A 16,841-nucleotide genomic window follows, 5' to 3' on the forward strand; every position below is an offset into this window, starting at 1 on the left:
CTAAGACTCTCAGCGCCGATGGTACTGCAGGGGAGACCCTGTGGGAGAGTAGGACACCGCCGGACTTAACTTAGAAAAGGCCACCCACACCCGGGTGGCCTTTTCGCATTTAACACTGCGTGCACGCCTCGAGACGGCCGCCCTCCGGGGCGGCCGTTCGTGTTTCCAGGCAGCGGATGGCGGCCGTCGGACCGGCCCGACACGGTACCGTTGAAAGGTGGATGCCGATGAGAGACCGAACGACGACGGGCTGCTTCCCCGCCTGCGCGTGATCGAGGACCAGCCGCTCGACGAGCGTGCGACGGCCTACGCCCAGCTCCACGATCAGCTGCGCGACCGCCTGGAGGGCGGCGACGTGACGCGTCAGCGCGGTTGACGATGACGGACTCCCGCCTGGACGCCGCACTCGCGGCGCGCGGCCTGGCGCGTTCGCGCACTCACGCGGTCTCGCTCATCACCGCCGGCCTCGTGTCGGTGGACGGCAAGCCTGTCGTGAAGGCCGCCGCGAAGGTGCGCGACACCCAGCTGATCGAGGTGGCGGGCACCGACGACTACGTCAGCCGTGGCGCGCACAAGCTGAACGCCGCGCTCGACGCCTTCGGGATCCCCGTGCAGGGCCGGATCGCGCTCGACGCCGGGATCTCGACCGGCGGCTTCACGCAGGTGCTCCTCGAGAGGGGTGCGGCCCGGGTGATCGGCGTCGACGTCGGACACGGACAACTCTCCCCGCTGCTCGCGACGGAGGAGCGCCTCACCCTCGTCGAGGGATTCAACGTGCGCGACATGAGCCCGTCGTCCCTGGCCGGGGCATCCGGGATCACCGATCGCCCCGACCTCGTCGTGGCCGACCTCTCGTTCATCTCGTTGCCACTCGTGCTGCCCGCTCTGGTCGACACGGCCGTCGACGACGCTGATTTCGTGCTGCTCATCAAGCCGCAGTTCGAGGTCGGGAAGAGCGGCATCAGGGAGGGCATCGTCAAGGATGCCGGTCGGCGTGCGGATGCCGTCTCGAACGTGCTGTGGGCGGGGTTCGACCTCGGCGTCGGCACTGCCGGGCTCACTCCTTCACCGATCGCCGGGGGTGCCGGAAACCATGAGTATCTCGTCTGGATGAGCCGAAGTCACGGCAGCAATCCGACAGAATGGTTGAGTCTGGTTTCTTCGATGACGGGAGTGTGAGAGCCGTGGCCGATGCCCGACCCATCCTCGTCGTCGCGCACACGGGCCGTGCCGACTCCCTGGCTGCCGCCCTCGACGCGTGCAGGCAGTTGACCGCTGCCGGAGCCCTGCCCGTGCTTCCCGGCGACCAATGGGACGACCTGCACACGTACGCTCCCGAACTCGACGGCCAGACCGAGCGCCTGGGCTCGGGCGTTCGCGCCGAGGACCTCGAGCTGGTCGTCGTACTCGGCGGCGACGGCACGATCCTGCGGGCTGCCGAGCTCGTGCGCGATGCCGCGACGCCGATCCTCGGCGTGAATCTCGGACACGTGGGCTTCCTCGCCGAGAGCGAGCGCGACGACCTGGGCGAGGCCATCGGCCGCGGGCTCGCGCGCGACTACGTCGTCGAGGAACGCATGACCCTGTCGGTGCGGGTGAAGCAGGGCGACGAGATCGTGCACGAGGACTGGGCCCTGAACGAGGCCACCGTCGAGAAGGCCAGCCGCGAACGGATGCTCGAGGTCGCGATCGAGGTCGACCGCCGGCCGCTCTCCACCTTCGGGTGCGACGGCGTGGTGCTCTCGACGCCCACAGGGTCGACGGCCTACGCCTTCTCGGGTGGCGGCCCGGTCGTCTGGCCGACCCTCGACGCCATGCTCATGGTTCCGCTCAGCGCCCATGCGCTGTTCGCACGTCCGATCGTCGTCGGACCGGACTCCGCCATGGCCATCGAGCTTCTGCGCCGCACCCAGGGCTCCGGCGTGCTCTGGTGCGATGGCCGCCGCTCCTTCGAACTGCAGCCGGGCGCGCGGGTGGTCGTGCGCCGGTCGCCGGTCCCGGTGCGTCTGGCGCGCCTGCACCCCGGGCCGTTCACCGACCGCCTCGTCAACAAGTTCCAGCTGCCCGTCACCGGATGGCGAGGGCCGGACACCAGTGATTGAGGAACTCGGCATCCGTGATCTCGGGGTGATCGCCGATGCGACGTTGCCCCTCGGGCCCGGTTTCACCGCAGTGACCGGGGAGACGGGCGCAGGCAAGACCATGGTCGTCACGGCGCTCGGACTGCTGCTCGGCGCCCGCTCCGACGCCGGTGCCGTGCGCGCCGGCCAACGGGAGGCCAGAGTCGACGGACGTTGGATCGTGCCGGAGGACGGCGCCGTGGCCGAGCGCGTGCGCGACGCCGGGGGAGACCTGGACGGCCCGGAGCTTCTGCTCGGGCGCTCGGTGTCCAGCGAGGGGCGTTCGCGCGCTGTCGTCGGCGGTCGAGCCGCCCCCGTCGGCGTGCTCGGCGACCTCGCCGACGAGCTGGTCGTGGTGCACGGGCAGTCCGACCAGATCCGCCTGCGTTCGGCATCGGCCCAGCGCGCCGCCCTCGACCGCTTCGCCGGCGTCGAGCTGGCGACGGCACTCGATGAGTACACCGAGGTCTTCACGCGCTGGCGCGCGAACGTCGATGCGCTCGAGACGCTACAGAACGATCGGGATCGCCGCGCCCGCGAGGCCGAGGAATTGCGCGTCGACCTCGCCGAGATCGAGGAGGCCGATCCGCAGCCCGGAGAGGATGTCGAGCTCGCCGAACGCGCCGAACGGCTCGGCAACCTCGAGGAGCTGCGCCTGGCGGCAGCGGGCGCGCGCGAGCGGGTGTCGGCCGAGGAGTCCGATGACGCCGTCGACGCCGTCGGTGCCGTGGAGGCGGCCCGCCGGCAGCTGGAGCGGGTCGTCGAGCACGATGCCGAACTCGCACCCATCCTCGAGTCGCTGACGAACGTCAGCTTCCTCGTCGCCGACATCGCCGCCGAGCTCTCCAGCTATCTCGCCGGCCTCGACGCCGACGGTGCCCGCGAGCTCGAGATCGTGCAGGAGCGCCGTGCGGTGCTGGCCGGTCTGGTGCGCAAGCACGGCGCAGATCTCGATGCCGTGCTGCGATTCGCGACGGAGGGCGGCATGCGCCTGCTCGACATCGACGAGGACGACGACCGCATCGTGGCCCTCACCGAAGCCATCGCGGCCGACGCCGCTGCGGTGGAGGGCCTGGCGACGACGATCAGCGGCATCCGGGCGGATGCCGCCGTCAGGCTCGCCGCATCCGTCACCGATGAGCTCTCCGCTCTCGCGATGCCCGACGCGCGACTCGTCGTCGAGGTCGAACAGCGCGAGGAGTTCACGGCGTCGGGACGCGACGTCGTGTCGATCCTGCTCACCCCGCACAACGGCGCCGAACCACGCCCACTGGGGCGAGGTGCCTCGGGCGGCGAGCTCTCACGAGTGATGCTGGCCATCGAGGTCGTCATCGCGGCGACGGATCCCGTGCCGACCTTCGTCTTCGACGAGGTCGACGCCGGAGTCGGAGGAGCCGCCGCGATCGAGATCGGCCGCAGGCTCGCCCGTCTCGCCGAGTCATCGCAGGTGATCGTCGTCACGCACCTCGCCCAGGTCGCGGCGTTCGCCACCAACCACCTGCGGGTGGCCAAGGACAGCTCTGGCGCCGTCACGGCGTCGAGCGTGGAGAAGCTCTCAGGTGAGGAGCGCATCGCCGAGATGGCGAGGTTGCTCTCCGGACTGGCCGATTCGGCCAGCGGCCTGGCCCATGCGCGCGAACTCGTGGAGCTCGCGGGCACCGGTGATCTCCCGAATCGACATGGTAGGGTGGAAGCCCGTGGCGGACATTAGCGCGGGAATCTCAGACGGCATCACCAAACACATCTTCGTGACCGGTGGTGTCGTTTCTTCATTGGGCAAGGGCCTCACCGCCGCGAGCCTGGGCAATCTTCTGACGGCGCGTGGTCTTCGCGTCGTGATGCAGAAGCTGGACCCCTATCTCAACGTCGATCCGGGAACGATGAACCCGTTCCAGCACGGCGAGGTCTTCGTGACCGACGACGGCGCGGAGACCGACCTCGACATCGGTCACTACGAGCGATTCCTCGACATCAACCTGAGCCAGGCGGCCAACGTCACGACGGGTCAGATCTACTCGACGGTCATCGCCAAGGAGCGTCGCGGCGAGTACCTCGGCGACACTGTGCAGGTCATCCCGCACATCACCGACGAGATCAAGCGTCGGATGCGGCTGCAGGCCTCCGAGACGCCCCAGCCCGACGTGATCATCACCGAGATCGGTGGAACCGTCGGCGACATCGAGTCGCAGCCGTTCATCGAGTCCGCACGCCAGGTGCGTCATGAACTCGGTCGCAAGAACGTGTTCTTCGTGCACGTGTCGCTGGTGCCGTTCATGGGCGCATCCGGTGAGCAGAAGACCAAGCCGACGCAGCACTCCGTCGCGACCCTGCGTTCCATCGGAATCCAGCCCGACGCTCTCGTGCTGCGCAGCGACCGGCCCGTCACCGATTCGAACAAGCGCAAGATCGCGCTCATGTGCGACGTCGACGAGCAGGCCGTCGTGAACGCCGTCGACGTTCCGTCGATCTACGACATCCCGACCATGCTGAACGACCAGGGCCTCGACAGCTACATCATCGACACCCTCGGCCTCACGGCCCACGAGGTCGACTGGAGCGGCTGGGCTCCGCTGCTCGACGCCGTGCACGAGCCGAAGCACGAGGTCAACATCGGCCTGGTCGGCAAGTACATCGACCTGCCCGACGCCTACCTCTCGGTCACCGAGGCCCTGCGTGCCGGCGGCTTCGCCCACCAGACGAAGGTGAAGATCCACTGGATCCAGTCCGACGAGTGCCAGACCGAGGAGGGCGCGGCACGCCAGCTGTCGCACCTGGACGCCATCTGTGTTCCCGGAGGATTCGGCGTGCGCGGTATCGAGGGCAAGCTCGGGGCGCTGAAGTTCGCCCGTGAGAACGGGCTCCCGGCGCTCGGCCTGTGCCTCGGCCTGCAGTGCATGGTCATCGAGTACGCCCGCGATGTCGTCGGCCTCCCCGATGCCTCGTCGACCGAGTTCGACCCCGAGACCGCCTTCCCCGTCATCGCGACGATGGAGGAGCAGGTGGAGATCATCGCCGGAGGGGACCTCGGCGGCACCATGCGCCTCGGTCTCTACCCTGCCGCCCTCGCGGAGGGATCGCTGGTGGCGGAGCTGTACGGAGCCCCCGTCATCTCGGAGCGCCACCGTCACCGCTACGAGGTGAACAACGGCTACCGCGAGCAGATCGCCGATGCTGGCCTGTGGTTCTCGGGCACCTCGCCCGACCGTCACCTGGTCGAGTTCGTCGAGCTGCCGCGCGACCAGCACCCGTTCTACGTGGGTACGCAGGCCCACCCCGAGCTGCGGTCGCGTCCGAACGACGCGCACCCGCTGTTCCGGGGCCTCGTCGGCGCCGCCCTCGACCGTCAGCAGGCCAGCCGTCTGTTCGAGGATGCCTGAGCTCTCGTCAGGGGCCGGGAACGGGTCGTCCGCGCCGATCGCGGACGAACCGTTCCACCCCGAGGTCACCGCGACAACAGCCGCGTTCAGCGGCATGGTGTGGGACGTGCGACGTGACACCTTCGACTACAACGGGGAGCAGATCACCCGCGAGTACGTCGACCACACCGGCGCCGTCGGCATCCTGGCGATGGACGAGGACGAGCGCGTCCTCCTGATTCGCCAGTACCGGCATCCGGTGCGCCACCGCGAGTGGGAGATCCCGGCAGGGCTGCTCGACGTGGCCGGCGAGGATCCGCTGGTCGGCGCGCAGCGCGAGCTCTCGGAGGAGGTGGACCTGGCCGCCACCGAGTGGGCCGTGCTGAGCGACTACCAGAACTCGCCCGGCGGCAGTACCGAGGCTGTGCGCGTCTACCTCGCCCGCGGTCTCAGCGTCGTCTCGTCCGACTTCCAGCGCGAGGCCGAGGAGGCCGACATGGAACAGCGGTGGGTGAGCCTCGACGACCTCGTCGACGCGGTGCTCGCCCGTCGTGTGCAGAACTCGCTGCTCGTCGTCGCCGCGCTGTCGGCGCATGCTGCGCGCACCCGCGACTGGGCGCCTCTCGCACCGGCCGATGCTCCGTGGCCCCGGCGGCCGCGGAAGGGCTGATCCGTCTCGATGAAGCTGCAGCCGGCGATCGACTCCTACCTGCGGCACGTGTCGGTGGAGCGCGGGCTGGCTGCGAACACCATCGCGGCCTATAGGCGCGACCTCACCCTGTACGCGGAGTGGTGCGAAGCGCAGGGCATCGAGGATCCGGCTTCCGTCGATCAGGCGGCCCTGTCGGCCTTCGTGCAGCACCTCGGCACCCGCGAGGAGTCGCCGTTGACGTCGTCGTCGATCGCGCGGGTGCTCTCCTCGGTGCGGGGCTTTCATCGCTTCCTCGCCGAGGAGGGCGTGACGATGACGGATGTCGCCCGCGAGACCAAGCCGCCCAAGCTCGGCACCAGGCTGCCCAAGGCGATCTCGATCGAGGACGTCACCCGGCTCCTCGGCGCGACGGATGGCGAGAGCCTGCAGCAGCTGCGCGACAAGGCGCTGCTCGAGCTGCTCTACGCCACGGGAGCCCGCGTCAGCGAGGCCGTGTCGCTGAACGTCGACGACGTGCTGGAGGATGGCGTCATCCGGCTGCTCGGCAAGGGCGGCAAGCAGCGGATCGTGCCCGTCGGCAGCTACGCCCGGGCTGCCGTGGATGCCTACCTGGTGCGTGCCAGGCCGACGCTCTCGGCGCGGGGCGCAGCCACCCCGGCGCTGTTCCTCGGACTTCGCGGCCAGCGCGTCTCGAGGCAGAACGCGTGGCTCATCATCAGGGCCGCGGCTGAGCGAGCCGGCATCGCAGCCGAGGTGTCGCCGCACACGCTGAGGCACTCCTTCGCCACCCATCTCCTCGCCGGCGGTGCCGACGTGAGGGTGGTGCAGGAACTGCTCGGACACTCGTCGGTGGCCACCACGCAGATCTACACGATGGTCACAGCCGACACACTCCGGGATATGTACACCAGCGCCCACCCTCGCGCTCGGTAGAATCGTCACGGGCGCACGGGATGTGCGGCCTAGTCGAGGAGAGATGCAGTGACCGGTAAGCAGGACGACTCGGTGACACTCACCCTCCCCGACGACGTGGTTCTCGGCCCGACCGGCCGCCCCCAGCGCAAGTTCGCCCAGCCGAAGCCGCTGAAGTCGCACGGCCCGGCGCGCGTCATCGCCCTCTGCAACCAGAAGGGCGGCGTCGGCAAGACCACGACGACCATCAGCCTCGGAGCCGCCCTCGCCGAGGACGGTCGCCGGGTTCTCGCCATCGACTTCGACCCGCAGGGCGCCCTGTCGGCCGGTCTCGGTGTCCCGACGCACGACGTCACCACCATCTACGACCTGCTGCTGTCCCGGTCGAAGGACCCGCTGGAGGCGATCCAGAAGACCGGCGTTCCCGGGCTCGACGTGATCCCCGCGAACATCGACCTCTCGGCTGCCGAGGTGCACCTCGTCAACGAGGTCGCCCGCGAGCAGATCCTCGCCGGCGTGCTGCGCCGCCTGTCGGCCGACTACGACGTCATCCTGATCGACTGCCAGCCATCGCTCGGCCTGCTCACCGTGAACGCCCTGACGGCCGCCCACGGCGTGCTCATCCCGCTCGAGTGCGAGTTCTTCGCCCTGCGCGGTGTCGCCCTGCTCATCGAGACCATCGACAAGGTGCGCGACCGTCTCAATCCGGCCATCGAGCTGGACGGCATCCTCGCCACGATGTACGACTCCCGCACGCTGCACTCACGCGAGGTGCTGGAGCGCGTCGTCGACGCCTTCGGCGACAAGGTGCTCGAGACGGTCATCGGCCGCACCGTGAAGTTCCCCGACGCCTCGGTGGCCGGCAGCCCGATCACCCAGTTCGCGCCCGAGCACGCTGCCGCACACGCCTACCGTCAGCTGGCCAGGGAGCTGGTCTTCCGTGGCGCAGTCGCCTGAGGTCGTCGGGCAGGCCGAACCGTCGGGCGCGCTGGGCGTCGTCGACACCGCTGAAGCCGAGGAGCCGGGCTTCAGGGTGAAGCTGGCGAACTTCGCCGGGCCGTTCGACCTCCTGCTCTCGCTCATCACCAAGCACGAACTCGACATCACCGACATCGCCCTGAGCGCTGTCACCGACGAGTTCCTGTCCTACCTGCGGGGCCTGGACAGCGTCGAGGAGCTCGATCAGGCGACCGAGTTCCTCGTCGTGGCTGCGACTCTGCTCGACCTGAAGATCGCCGGTCTGCTGCCGCAGGGCGAACTCGTGGACGCCGAGGACGTCGCCCTGCTGGAGGCCAGAGACCTGCTGTTCGCCCGGCTGCTGCAGTACCGGGCGTTCAAGCAGGCCTCGACCTGGTTCCAGCAGCACCTCGACGCCGAGGGCTCGAGGCACGCCCGATCGGTGCGCCTCGAGGAGAAGTACCGCCAGCGCACGCCCGAGCTGGTGTGGACACTGTCGGCCGACGACTTCGCAGCGATCGCCATGCTGGCGCTCGCGCCGCGCGAGGTGCCCGTCGTGGGACTCGACCACCTGCACGCTCCGCTCGTCAGCATCCGGGAGCAGGCGGCCCTGGTCGTGACGATGCTGCGACGGGGTGAGGCGCTCTCGTTCCGCGAGCTCGTCGCCGATGCCCCGGTGAAGGGCGTCATCATCGCGCGCTTCCTCGCGGTGCTGGAGCTGTACCGCCACGGAGCGCTCTCGTTCGAGCAGTTGGAGCCCCTCGGCGAGCTCACCGTGAAATGGACCAGCGAGCACTGGTCCGATGAGAACCTGGCCAACCTGGGAGCCGATTACGATGCCTGAGATCATGGACGACACCGTCTCGACGGATGCCGCACCCGAGGTCGAGATCGACCTCGAGGCGCAGCCGCTGACACCGGGGCACCTCGAGCGACGTCTCGAGGCGATCCTCATGGTGACCGATGAACCGCAGGGCGTCATCCACCTGGCGACAGCTGTCGGCCGCCCCGTGGCCGAGGTGCAGGCCGCCATCGTCACCCTGGTCGCCGACTACGACGGCATCGACGCCGACGGCGAGCCCACCGGCATCCGTCGCGGCTTCGAGCTGCGCGAGGTGGGCGGCGGCTGGCGCATCTACGTGCGCCCGGAGCACGACGAACTCGTGACCGACTTCGTGCTCACGCAGAACCCGACGAGGCTCTCCCAGGCCGCTCTCGAGACCCTGGCCGTGATCGCGTACAAGCAGCCGATCACGCGCGGCGCGATAGCGTCGATCCGGGCCGTCAACGTCGACTCCGTCGTGCGCACCCTTCTCAGCCGCGGCCTGGTGACCGAGCTGTTCGCCGATGCCGAGACCGGCGCGATCAACTACGGAACGACCGAGCTCCTGCTCACCCAGCTCGGCGTGAACAGCCTCGACGAGCTTCCGCACATCTCCCCGCTCCTCGAGGGCGGAAACGAAGGGTTCGACGGTGACATCCGATAATCCAGCAGACGACGGCATCCGATTGCAGAAGGTGCTGGCCAGTGCCGGCGTCGCCTCGCGCCGGGTGTCGGAAGACCTCATCGTGGCCGGCCGGGTGCGGGTGAACGGCACTGTCGTCACCGAACTCGGGCGCCGCATCCACCCCGAGACCGACCTGGTCGCCGTCGACAACGTGGCCGTGCAGCTCGACAACACCAAGCTGTACCTGATGCTCAACAAGCCGGCCGGGGTGTACTCCTCGATGCGCGACGAGCGCGGGCGCACCGATCTCAGCTACTGGGCCGAGCAGTACGAGGAGCGCATCTTCAACGTGGGGCGCCTCGACGCCGAGACTACGGGCCTGCTCATCATGACGAACGACGGCGATCTGGCTCACACCCTGGCGCATCCGTCGTTCGGCGTCGCGAAGACCTACATCGCCAAGGTCGAGGGGCGCGTGAGCCCCCAGACCATCGCCACCCTCACCCGGGGCATCGACCTCGAGGACGGCCCGATCGCCGCGGACAAGGCACGACTGATGACGAGCGCATCCGACTCGACGTCGAGCCTGGTCGAGATCACCCTGCACTCCGGGCGCAACCGGATCGTGCGACGGATGCTGGACGCCGTCGGGCACCCCGTCATCGACCTCGTGCGCCGCCAGTTCGGGCCGCTGCACCTCGGGACCCTGCAGATCGGGCAGATCCGCCCGCTCACCTCGGCCGAGCTCGGCCAGGTGCTCACCCTGTCGCGGGACGGGGCCGAGAAGAACCCGGAGAGCACCGTCGAGACGGACTCCGGGACGAACGCCGGGGGTCGCTGAGTGGTCGTGGAGTCCCGCCTGGTCGGACCTGTGCGCGTCGTCGGCGCCGGCCTGCTCGGCACCAGCGTCGGCCTGGGCCTGACGGCCAGGGGCATCGATGTGATCCTGGCCGATGCGTCGCCGACGCACGTGGGCATAGCGGTGGATCTCGGCGCCGGGCGCCGGGCCGCGCCCGACGACGCACCGCAGCTGATCGTCGTGGCGACGCCGCCCGACGTGACCGCATCCGTGGTCGCAGCAGAGCTCTCAGCCTTCCCCGACGCGATCGTGACGGATGTCGCCAGCGTGAAGCTGGCGGTTCTGGCAGAGCTGTCGGCTCTCGGCGCAGACCTCAGCCGGTACATCGGCTCGCACCCGATGGCCGGTCGCGAGCGCGGCGGCCCCCTCGGCGGGCGAGCCGACCTGTTCATCGGCCGGCCCTGGGTCGTGGCAGCCCACGACGCGATCAGCTACCAGCGGGCCGGGGCGATCGACGACCTCATCCTCGACCTCGGTGCCACGCTGGTGGAGATGACACCGGAGCAGCATGACGCCGGTGTCGCGCTCATCTCGCACGTGCCGCAGGTGGTCTCGAGCCTCATGGCCCGCCGCTTCATCGACGCCCCGAGCGCGGCGATCAACCTGGCCGGTCAGGGCGTTCGCGACGTCACCCGGGTGGCCGCGAGCGACCCCGACCTCTGGGTGCAGATCCTCGGGGCGAACGCTGCGCCCGTGCGCGACATCCTGATGGCCTACCGGGACGACCTCGACCGCTTCATCGAGGCGCTCGCTGACCCGGGAGCGCCGGGCGCGCGCCGCCGGGTCGCCGAGGAGCTCGCCGGCGGAAACGTCGGCGTGGCCAGGCTGCCCGGCAAGCACGGCACGGACAAGCGCTTCACCTCCCTGACCGTCATGGTCGATGACCAGCCGGGTCAGTTGGCCCGCCTGCTCGCGGAGATCGGCGAGATCGGCGTGAACCTCGAGGACCTGCGCCTCGAGCACGCGCCGGGCATCCAGGTCGGCCTCGCTGAGATCGCCGTGCTGCCGGAGACCGTCGAACACCTCACCACCGAGCTGGCCGCCCGTGGCTGGCGGATTGCCGGATAGCCGAAAATGAACTCCACTCCTCCCACCGCTCCCGTCGTCGTCGCCATCGACGGCCCGGCCGGAAGCGGCAAGTCCAGCGTGAGCAAGGCCGTCGCGCACCGGCTCGGCTACGGCTTCCTCGACACCGGTGCCGCGTACCGCGCGCTCGCGTGGCTGGCGCTCGAGCGCGGCACGGACACCGAGAGTGCCGCATCCGTCATCGCACTCCTCGACGACTTCGACTACGGGATCGGCACGGATCCCGACGGCTACAGCGTGCGGGTGGGTCGCACCGACGTCACCGAGGCCATCCGCGAGCCGCGCGTGGCCGCCGTCGTGAGCGCCGTCGCGCGCGTGCCCGAGGTGCGTGCCCACCTGGTCGCCCTCTTCCGCAGCATCGCCGCGGCTGTGGATCGACCCGGAATCGTGATCGAAGGGCGCGACATCACCACGGTCGTCGCCCCCGATGCCCCCGTTCGCATTCTTCTCACAGCCGATGAGGCCGTTAGAATGGCGAGAAGGTCGGCTGAGCTGACCGATCTCGCCGCGGATTCCGTCGGTCGAGCACTGGCGGAGCGCGACAGGGCGGATGCCCGGGTCGTCGACTTCCTGAACGCCGCTGACGGTGTGACCACCGTCGACTCCACCCATCTGGACTTCAATCGAACTGTCGATGCCGTGATCACGGTCATCGAGGAGGCATCATCATGAGCACCGACGAAAACGACGACTACGAAGACGTCGACGGCGCCCTCGCCTCGCGCCTGGCCGACGTCGACGAGGAGGCTGCGGCGCAGCGCGCAGCAGCCCTCCGTCGCGGGCTCGACGCCTACGACCTCGAGGACGACGACCTCGACGTGCTCGACACCGTCACCGAGGACCCCGACGCCATCCGCTACCTGCCGGCCCTGCCGGTCATCGCGATCGTCGGGCGACCGAACGTGGGCAAGTCGGCGCTGGTGAACCGCATCCTCGGCCGCCGCGAGGCCGTCGTCGAGGACACCCCCGGCGTCACGCGTGACCGCGTCAACTACAAGGGCGAGTGGAACGACCGTCGCTTCACCCTCGTCGACACCGGCGGGTGGGAGCCGGACGCCAAGGGCATCGACGCCTCCGTGGCCGCCCAGGCCGAGGTTGCCATCGACCTCTCCGACATCGTCATGTTCGTCGTCGACGCCACAGTGGGCGCCACCTCCACCGACGAGCAGGTCGTGCGCATGCTGCGCAAGGCCAAGAAGCCCGTCTTCCTCGTCGCCAACAAGGTCGACGATGTTCGTCGCGAGCCGGATGCCGCAGCACTGTGGAACCTCGGACTCGGAGAGCCGTACCCCGTCTCCGCCCTGCACGGCCGCGGCGTCGCCGACCTCCTCGACGAGATCCTCAAGGTCCTCCCGACGGTGTCGGCCGTCGCGAAGGACGAGGTGGGCGGACCCCGCCGCGTCGCCATACTCGGTCGACCGAATGTCGGCAAGTCGAGCCTGCTGAACAAGTCGGCCGGTGAGGAGCGCGTCGTCGTCAACGACCTCGCCGGAACCACGCGCGACCCCGTCGACGAGCAGGTGGAGCTGGGCGGCAAGGTGTGGCGCTTCGTCGACACCGCCGGCATCCGTCGCCGCGTGCACCTCGCACAGGGAGCTGACTTCTACGCCTCGCTCCGCACCAGTGCAGCGCTCGAGAAGGCCGAGGTGGCCGTGGTCATGCTCGACGTCTCGCAGCCGATCAGCGAGCAGGACGTGCGCATCATCGATCTGGTGCTCGAGTCCGGGCGCGCGCTGGTGCTCGCGTTCAACAAGTGGGACCTGCTCGATGACGACCGTCGTCGCTACCTCGAGCGCGAGATCGAACAGGATCTCGCGCACGTGGCGTGGGCACCGCGCGTGAACATCTCCGCCCGCACCGGCCGTCACATCGAGAAGCTCGTTCCCGCCCTCGAGCTCGCGCTCGAGTCGTGGGACACCCGCATCCCGACGGGCAAGTTCAACGCCTTCCTGGCTGAGCTCACCGCGGCGCACCCGCACCCCGTGCGAGGTGGAAAGCAGCCGCGCATCCTCTTCGGAACCCAGGCCGCGAGCCGTCCGCCGACATTCGTCGTGTTCACGACAGGTTTCCTCGACCCCGGCTACCGCCGCTACATCCAGCGTCGGCTGCGCGAGATCTACGGCTTCGAGGGCACCCCGATCGTGCTCAACATGAGGGTGCGCGAGAAGCGCACCCGCTAGGCGATAGCCGGCCCGCCCGTCATGGGCCGGCCGGCTCCGCTGTCGGTGCTGTGAACTCGAGATCGTTCGCGCGGGTGCGCGGCATCGCGAGTGCCGCGACGACGGTCAGCGCTGCGGCGATCGCCACGGCGAGGAACACGGCGCCTGCGGCGGCCGTCATGGCATCGGCATCCTGCTCGCCGCCCGGAGAGGCCCCGATGATGCTGTTCGCGATGGCCCCGAAGACGGCGACGCCGACGGCGCTGCCGGCTGACCGCGCGAACATGTTCGTGCCGGTGATGACGCCGCGCTCGCCCCAGCCGACCGACGACTGCGCGGCGATGAGGCTCGGAGCGGCCACCCAGCCCAGTCCGAAGCCGATCACGAAGCACGCCGCGGCGACGAGGGCCGTGTCGGGATGCGGGGCGATGACGGCCAGGGCGACGGTACCGACGACGGTGATGGCGACACCGATGAGCACGGTCGAGCGGAAGCCGATGCGCAGGTACAGGCGCCCGGCAAGCGAGGCCGAGATCGGCCAGCCGAGGGTGAGTGCTGCGACGGCGAGGCCGGACAGGATGGGGACGACGCCGAGGGTGTTCTCGAGGTACGTCGGCACGTAGGAGGTCAGCCCGATGAGGATCGCTCCGACGCCGAGCGAGATCAGCGTGGTCGTCACGATGAGGCGCCGCGTGAAGATGCCGAGCGGGATGATCGGTTCGGCGGCCCGACGCTCGACGAGCGCGAACGCCACCATCGCCAGAGCTCCGACGGCGAAGGCCGCGATGCTCGGGACCGAGTTCCACGCCCACGCCTGGCCGCCCTCGAGGACCGCCAGGATGAGCGCGGTGAGACCGATGGTGAGCAGCACGGCACCGGCGTAGTCGATGCGGTGGCGCCGCGGCTCGATCTTCTCGGAGAAGGACCGCATCAGCCGCCACCCGGCGATGACGCAGAGCGGGATGTTCACGAAGAAGATCCACCGCCAGGACACGAACTGGGAGAAGACGCCGCCGAGCGCCGGACCGACGACCGAGGAGATCGCCCAGACGCTGGCGATGTAGCCCTGCACCTTGGCCCGCTCCGCCAGCGAGTAGAGGTCGCCGACGATGGTGATGGAGGTCGGCAGCACGGCTCCGGCGCCGAGGCCCTGGAGGGCCCGGAACGCGATGAGCGCCGGCATGCTCCAGGCGAGGCCGCAGAGGATCGAGCCGATGAGGAACAGACCGATCCCGACCAGGATGATGGGCTTGCGCCCGACGGTGTCGGAGAGCTTCGAGTAGATCGGCACCGAGACGGCCTGTGCCAGCAGGTAGATGGAGAACAGCCAAGGGAACTGGGCGAAGTCGCCGAGGTCGGCGACAACAGACGGTACGGCCGTCGCGAGGATCGTCGAATCGATCGCGATGAGCCCCGTCGCCAGCATCAGTGCGATGAGGATGGGCCCGCGATCCGAGCGGAAACCGACGTGGATGGGCGCAGCTGTCACTCTGATGTCAAGGCTCGGCCGCCCGCTCGCATTCCCGCTTCCTGGTCAGCGACGGTTCACCGCGATGATCTCGAGCTGATACGGGGCGATGACATCCGGTGAGATGCGGCAGTCGAGGAGGAGGAATTTGCGTTCGGACGCCGGCTGCGCGCTCCAGGCCCGGAGCCTGTCGAGGTCGTCCAGATGCCGCACGACGACGCCCTCGCCTCCGACGGCCTCCGCGAACGCCGCGAAGTCGACTTCGGGGATGCGCATCGGAGCCTGGTCGAGGCCCTGCAGGCCGTAGAGGTTGACCTCAGCACCATAGGCGGCATCGTTCCACACCACGGCGACGCCCCGCCCGGCGGCCGCGCGCACGGCGGACTCGATGTCGGCGAGCGCCATCAGGCCGCCGCCGTCACCCGTCGTCAGCACGATCGTCGATTCGGGACGCGCGGCCGCCGCGCCGACGACACTGGGGAAACCGAGGCCGATCGACTGGAAGGCCGTGCCGACCATCACCATCCGCTCCGGTGACGTGATGGGCCAGTACATGTTCGCCCACCCGATGAAATGACCGCCGTCGGAGACGACGACGCGGTCCTCCGGCAAGAGCTCGGCCAGGCGGACGGCGACGGACCGCGGGTCGAGTCGGCCGTCGGCGGCGATGGCGTCGCCCACCGGCCGGTGGAGGGCGGCCGCGACATCGACGCGCCCGCGCCACCCCGACGGCTCAGCACCACGTGCGGCCAGTTCGGAGACGATGGTTCGCGCGGCGATCGCGGCGTCGGCACGGAGGTAGCCGCTGACGTTGGCATGGGTCGGCGCCGGGGCCACATCGACCTGGAACACCCGGGTGCCCGCTGAGAACAGCTCGCCGAAGCGCATCGTGAACTGGTTGAGGGAGGCGCCGAAGACCACCACGACATCGGCATCGCGCACGAGGGCCATCGCGTGCTCGGCACCGAAGCCGCCGACCACCCCGAGATCGTGCGCCGCATTGGGGAACACACCGCGGCCGAGGGCCGTGGATGCCGTCAGGGCCTCGGTGGCGTCGGCCAGTTCTCCGAGCGCTGGACCCGCTCCGGCCAGCCAGGCACCCCGACCCGCCAGCAGCAGGGGGCGTTCGGCGGCGGCGAGGGCCGCGGCGATCTGGTCGAGCACGCCCGTGGCGAAGGCCCCGACCGGCGCGAGGGGAGGAGGGAGCACGAGGCCGGGAGCCTCGACGAGCGGCCCGGCCTCCGCGCCGGCAACGTCGTAGGGGATCGCGATGACCGCCGCCGTCCTCCTGGCGATGGCGTGCTCGATGGCGAGCACGACCGTCGCGGCGGCATCCGTGCGTCCCACCGTGAACGTGCGGGCTCCGACCGCCGAGGCGAGGGCGATCTGGTCGACGTCCCACGCCCGACGACCGGCCGTCGGCTGATCGCCGACCACGAGGAGCAGCGGCACCTCGGCCTGCACGGCCTCGGCGAGGGCGGTGATGGTGTTCGTGAATCCCGCTCCGTACGTGGCTGTCGCAGCGGCGAGGCGGCCGGAGGACCTGAAGTGCGCGTCGGCAGCGACGACGCCGCCGGCCTCGTGCCGCACCGCGGTGAATCTGACGTTGGGCTCCCGGGCCATGGCGTCGAGGAACAGGGCGTTGCCGTTGCCCATCAGACCGAACACGTGGTCGATGTGGGCCGCGATGGTGTGGGCTACGTGGGATGACACGTTGGGCATGGGGGGACTCCGAGTCGAGACGGGGACGGACAGGATCCGTGTGTGTCTCGCCGTCAGGCTGCGTGCCCCTTTTTCGAGCACCGGCGTTCGAGAACGCCGGAC

16 protein-coding genes are annotated in these 16,841 nt (G+C 69.6%); 14 read left to right on the forward strand and 2 right to left on the reverse strand.

From position 1 onward, the window contains the following. Positions 1-217 precede the first annotated feature (217 nt). The 14 genes from ASC59_RS17425 to der are packed head-to-tail and all read left to right on the forward strand — an operon-like array spanning position 218 to position 13,570. A complete protein-coding gene (locus ASC59_RS17425) occupies positions 218-376 on the forward strand; it encodes a hypothetical protein (RefSeq protein ID WP_200942271.1) in 159 nt (52 codons plus the stop codon). 2 nt (positions 377-378) lie between these two features. Then, the gene (locus tag ASC59_RS00005) at positions 379-1,179 is read left to right on the forward strand and encodes a TlyA family RNA methyltransferase (protein WP_055817158.1); all 801 of its coding nucleotides are present in this window, start codon (positions 379-381) and stop codon (positions 1,177-1,179) included. Beyond that, positions 1,143-2,102, forward strand: a complete 960-nt coding sequence (locus ASC59_RS00010; RefSeq protein WP_055817161.1) for an NAD kinase — start codon at positions 1,143-1,145, stop codon at positions 2,100-2,102. The genes ASC59_RS00005 and ASC59_RS00010 overlap by 37 nt, the downstream gene beginning before the upstream one ends. After that, complete coding sequence (gene recN, locus ASC59_RS00015) at positions 2,095-3,831, forward strand: DNA repair protein RecN (RefSeq protein ID WP_055817164.1); 1,737 nt, start codon at positions 2,095-2,097, stop codon at positions 3,829-3,831. The genes ASC59_RS00010 and recN overlap by 8 nt, the downstream gene beginning before the upstream one ends. Next, positions 3,818-5,497: a CTP synthase gene (locus tag ASC59_RS00020; RefSeq protein ID WP_327063371.1), complete on the forward strand. Its 1,680-nt coding sequence runs from the start codon at positions 3,818-3,820 to the stop codon at positions 5,495-5,497. The genes recN and ASC59_RS00020 overlap by 14 nt, the downstream gene beginning before the upstream one ends. Continuing rightward, positions 5,490-6,146 carry an NUDIX domain-containing protein gene (locus tag ASC59_RS00025; RefSeq protein WP_055817170.1) on the forward strand — a complete coding sequence of 219 codons (657 nt, stop codon included), beginning with the start codon at positions 5,490-5,492 and terminating at the stop codon, positions 6,144-6,146. The genes ASC59_RS00020 and ASC59_RS00025 overlap by 8 nt, the downstream gene beginning before the upstream one ends. A gap of 9 nt (positions 6,147-6,155) precedes the next feature. Next, complete coding sequence (xerD, locus tag ASC59_RS00030; RefSeq protein WP_055817173.1) at positions 6,156-7,061, forward strand: site-specific tyrosine recombinase XerD; 906 nt, start codon at positions 6,156-6,158, stop codon at positions 7,059-7,061. A 48-nt stretch (positions 7,062-7,109) separates the two neighbouring features. After that, complete coding sequence (locus ASC59_RS00035) at positions 7,110-7,997, forward strand: ParA family protein (protein ID WP_055817180.1); 888 nt, start codon at positions 7,110-7,112, stop codon at positions 7,995-7,997. Positions 7,998-8,028: 31 nt separating this feature from the next. After that, entirely contained in the window at positions 8,029-8,841 is an 813-nt protein-coding gene (locus tag ASC59_RS00040; protein ID WP_157488016.1) for a segregation and condensation protein A, read from the forward strand. After that, positions 8,834-9,484 carry an SMC-Scp complex subunit ScpB gene (gene scpB, locus ASC59_RS00045; RefSeq protein ID WP_082513305.1) on the forward strand — a complete coding sequence of 217 codons (651 nt, stop codon included), beginning with the start codon at positions 8,834-8,836 and terminating at the stop codon, positions 9,482-9,484. The genes ASC59_RS00040 and scpB overlap by 8 nt, the downstream gene beginning before the upstream one ends. Beyond that, a complete protein-coding gene (locus tag ASC59_RS00050; protein WP_055817186.1) occupies positions 9,471-10,286 on the forward strand; it encodes a pseudouridine synthase in 816 nt (271 codons plus the stop codon). Before scpB ends, ASC59_RS00050 begins: the two co-directional genes overlap by 14 nt. Next, a complete protein-coding gene (locus ASC59_RS00055) occupies positions 10,287-11,372 on the forward strand; it encodes a prephenate dehydrogenase (RefSeq protein ID WP_055817188.1) in 1,086 nt (361 codons plus the stop codon). A gap of 6 nt (positions 11,373-11,378) precedes the next feature. Beyond that, positions 11,379-12,062 carry a (d)CMP kinase gene (gene cmk, locus ASC59_RS00060; RefSeq protein ID WP_055817191.1) on the forward strand — a complete coding sequence of 228 codons (684 nt, stop codon included), beginning with the start codon at positions 11,379-11,381 and terminating at the stop codon, positions 12,060-12,062. Beyond that, a complete protein-coding gene (gene der, locus ASC59_RS00065) occupies positions 12,059-13,570 on the forward strand; it encodes a ribosome biogenesis GTPase Der (protein WP_055817194.1) in 1,512 nt (503 codons plus the stop codon). The genes cmk and der overlap by 4 nt, the downstream gene beginning before the upstream one ends. Positions 13,571-13,589: 19 nt before the next feature. Here der and ASC59_RS00070 read toward each other — a convergent pair whose 3' ends face one another. Both ASC59_RS00070 and ASC59_RS00075 read right to left on the reverse strand, forming a co-directional pair. Beyond that, on the reverse strand, positions 13,590-14,975 hold the full coding sequence (locus ASC59_RS00070) for an MDR family MFS transporter (protein WP_082513558.1): 1,386 nt from the start codon (positions 14,973-14,975) through the stop codon (positions 13,590-13,592). A 108-nt stretch (positions 14,976-15,083) separates the two neighbouring features. Next, complete coding sequence (locus ASC59_RS00075; RefSeq protein ID WP_055817201.1) at positions 15,084-16,739, reverse strand: thiamine pyrophosphate-binding protein; 1,656 nt, start codon at positions 16,737-16,739, stop codon at positions 15,084-15,086. Positions 16,740-16,841: the final 102 nt, after the last annotated feature.

Origin of the sequence: Leifsonia sp. Root1293 (genome assembly GCF_001425325.1) — a bacterium.
Lineage (GTDB): Bacteria > Actinomycetota > Actinomycetes > Actinomycetales > Microbacteriaceae > Orlajensenia.